Origin of the sequence: Salegentibacter maritimus (assembly GCF_016236915.1) — a bacterium.
In the GTDB taxonomy this organism is placed as follows: domain Bacteria; phylum Bacteroidota; class Bacteroidia; order Flavobacteriales; family Flavobacteriaceae; genus Salegentibacter; species Salegentibacter maritimus.
In genome coordinates, this window is record NZ_JAEHOK010000045.1 from 4,053 (window position 1) to 7,185 (window position 3,133).

Consider the following 3,133-nt stretch of genomic DNA (forward strand, 5'->3'; position numbering starts at 1 on the left):
ATTTCAGGATATTCGGTAAATAAGATAGCTGCCCTTTCTTTTTGATTATTAGTCCACTTCTCTGTTGATTTGTAGAGTAAATACCTGCTTCTTGCTAGAAGTTGCTTTTGGCTATCTCCGTTGGGAAGTAGTTTTGGAGGAAAGTTTTAGTGGTCTTCTTTACTCGTCTTGATTATAATTATTGTGAATTCATATTATTGTTTAAAATAATATTTTTGGATAATTAAGTGGTTTTCACCTGGGGAGGTCTACCGTAAAAAAAGTTTAATTTTAATATTTTATTATAGATGAAAATGAATAAAGGATTAGTAATACTCATAATAATGGCAGGTTTACTTTTTTCTTGTAAGGGAAATAAGACCAACACATCTAAAAAAGGTGAATCAGTTAGTGATAACCTCAATTTTATGGAATTGATACAAGCTGTTCCAGAAAAATCTAAACTAGAAGATGATAATTGGTTTACCTGGGGAGCGAGTGTACAGAAAGGAGACGATGGGAAATACCATATGATATACTGCCGTTGGCCAAAAAAATATGCTTTTAGTGATGGTTGGTTAATGGATGCTGAGTTGTGCTATGCAACGGCCGAAAATCCTTTGGGACCGTTTACTTATGAGAAGACGATTCTTAAAGGTAGAAAGTCTGAAGGTTTGTTTCATGCCTGGGATGGTGCGTCTGTTTACAATCCTCATTTAAAGAAATTTGAAGGTAAGTATTATTTGTATTACACAGGTACGTCTGATCCTTTTACTAAAGAGCAAAGTGTTAATCGAGGGGTTTTGGTTCGTCACCAACGTATTGGAGTTGTAGTGTTTAATTCATTTGAAGACTTGAAGAATGGAAAATTTAAACGCAGTGAGACGCCATTATTAAAGCCACTTTCTAATTTTGGGTATAATGTTCCTAAAGAAGAGGAGTTTGGTGATAGCTTAAATATTTCTGTAGCCAATATTGTTGTGGTTAATCCTTCTGTAGAAAAACGTCCGGATGGAAAATATATAATGGTTTTTAAAAGTTGGCAGGATAAAAAAAGCTTTGCCCCAATACACGGTGTAGCTATTTCTAATCACCCCGATGGTGGATTTAAGGTACAAAAGGAACCTATATTAAAAGTACTAAAAGATGATGGAAATGTAGCTATGGCAGAAGATCCTTTTATATGGTATAATAATACAAGGAATTTGTTTTATGCGCTGGTTAGGGATTTTAATGGAGATATAACAGGTAAAGGCCATTCTATGGCGCTTTTTAAATCGGTAGATGGTACAGAATGGTCACCGGCAAAAAATGTCCTGGCATCCGATTTAAAAGTGCGTTGGGAGAATGGAAGTTCAGAAACTGTTGCAAGGTTAGAACGACCACAATTGTTGATGGATGAACAGGGCGAGCCCTTGGTATTATTTTCAGCATGCGCAATTCAATCACCTTCAAATGAAAATGGGCATTCTTTCAATATCCATATTCCTTTGAAATCAAAGTAATTTATATTTAAAATGCCTAAGAAAAGGAAGACAGGAAAGATTAGTTGAATATAAAGAAAGGCTCATAATTATAGTATAGAGAAATAAAGCAATATCACGACTTCCTTTTTAATTTAAAAGGTCTTGTGAATGAATAATAAAAGAGCTGTTATATTATATCAAATCAACAAATTATCTCGAATCAAACCCACGAGGCATTCGTTGGAGGCAAATTTTTAATTTTGAGGCAATTTTTGGGGTACGATATATCTTTTTGCAGTAAAAATAAAGAGGAATAGTAAAAATTCTTATCGAATAAATTCCTTATTTGGGAGAGTGTAAAATAAACTCTGTCTGAATTGAATTATTTATTAATTTCATTCATACAGAATTATGGCAACAAAAGAACAACAAGAATTCGAGAAAAAGGTGCTTGACCAGTTCATGTCAGGCAAAAGCCTTTTTGGTGCAGACGGTGCTTTTGCACCGATGCTCAAGAACGTTATTGAGAAGGCCCTTCAGGCAGAGATGGACTCTCATCTAAGTAGTGATGAACGCTCCAAAGGGAATAAACGCAATGGCAAGGGAAAGAAAAAGCTTAAAAGTGGCTTTGGCTCTTTTGACATTGAAACCCCTGAAGACCGTCAAAGTAGCTTCCAACCGGAACTGGTTAAAAAGCGACAGACGATTCTGGCTGATAATCTTTCAGAAAAAATTATCGGTCTTTATGGACTTGGAATGAGCTACCGTGACATCTCGGGTCATATCAAAGAAATGTACGATACCGATATTTCCCATACGGTTTTAAGCCAGATCACCGATCAGATCATTCCTGATATCAAAGCCTGGCAAAGTCGTCCTTTAGAACCCCTTTACTGTATTGTTTGGCTTGATGCCATGCATTATAAAGTTAAAGTGGATGGAAAGATTGCCCACAAAGCACTTTATAACATCCTGGGTATTACCAAAGAAGGGAAAAAGGAAATCCTGGGGATGTATATCTCTGAGAGCGAAGGTGCTAATTTCTGGCTACAGGTTTTAACCGACCTTCATAACCGTGGATTACAGGATATCTTAATAGCCTGTACAGATAATCTCAAAGGCTTTACACAAGCCATCTTAAGCGTTTATCCAAAGGCTCAGGTTCAGCTTTGTATTGTACACCAAATCCGTAATTCATTGAAGTATATTGCCTCTAAAGATCAAAAAGAGTTTATGAAAGACCTGAAAAAGGTCTATAGGGCTGTCACTAAAGATGTAGCCGAAGATGAGCTATTGAACCTGGAAGGGAAATGGGGTAATAAATATCCTGTAGTTATTGAAAGTTGGCAGCGTAACTGGGAACAGCTATCCCAGTATTTTGAGTATACAGAACCCATTAGGAAGATTATTTACACCACTAATGCCGTAGAGGGCTTCCATCGGCAAATCCGGAAAGTTACCAAAACCAAGGGTGCTTTCACCACTGATATGTCGCTGCTAAAGCTAGTCTACCTGGCCACACGAAACATTGAGAAGAAATGGACCGCTCCTTTGCATAATTGGAGCCTTACGATTCAGCAATTTTATATTAAATTTGGAGACCGGATACCGCTGGACATAAACGCCAATTCCTCTGGGGCTAGCCCCAGAGGAATTGAAACATCAGACAGAGTTTAATTTACAGACCC

The 3,133-nt window shown here is 37.0% G+C and carries 2 protein-coding genes; both read left to right on the forward strand.

Annotation, left to right across the window (positions count from 1 at the left end):
- Positions 1 to 407: 407 nt before the first annotated feature.
- A complete protein-coding gene (locus I6U49_RS16670) occupies positions 408 to 1,484 on the forward strand; it encodes a glycoside hydrolase family protein (protein WP_198629680.1) in 1,077 nt (358 codons plus the stop codon).
- Between the two features lie 372 nt (positions 1,485 to 1,856).
- Positions 1,857 to 3,122 carry an IS256 family transposase gene (locus I6U49_RS16675; RefSeq protein WP_262894938.1) on the forward strand — a complete coding sequence of 422 codons (1,266 nt, stop codon included), beginning with the start codon at positions 1,857 to 1,859 and terminating at the stop codon, positions 3,120 to 3,122.
- Positions 3,123 to 3,133 lie beyond the last annotated feature (11 nt).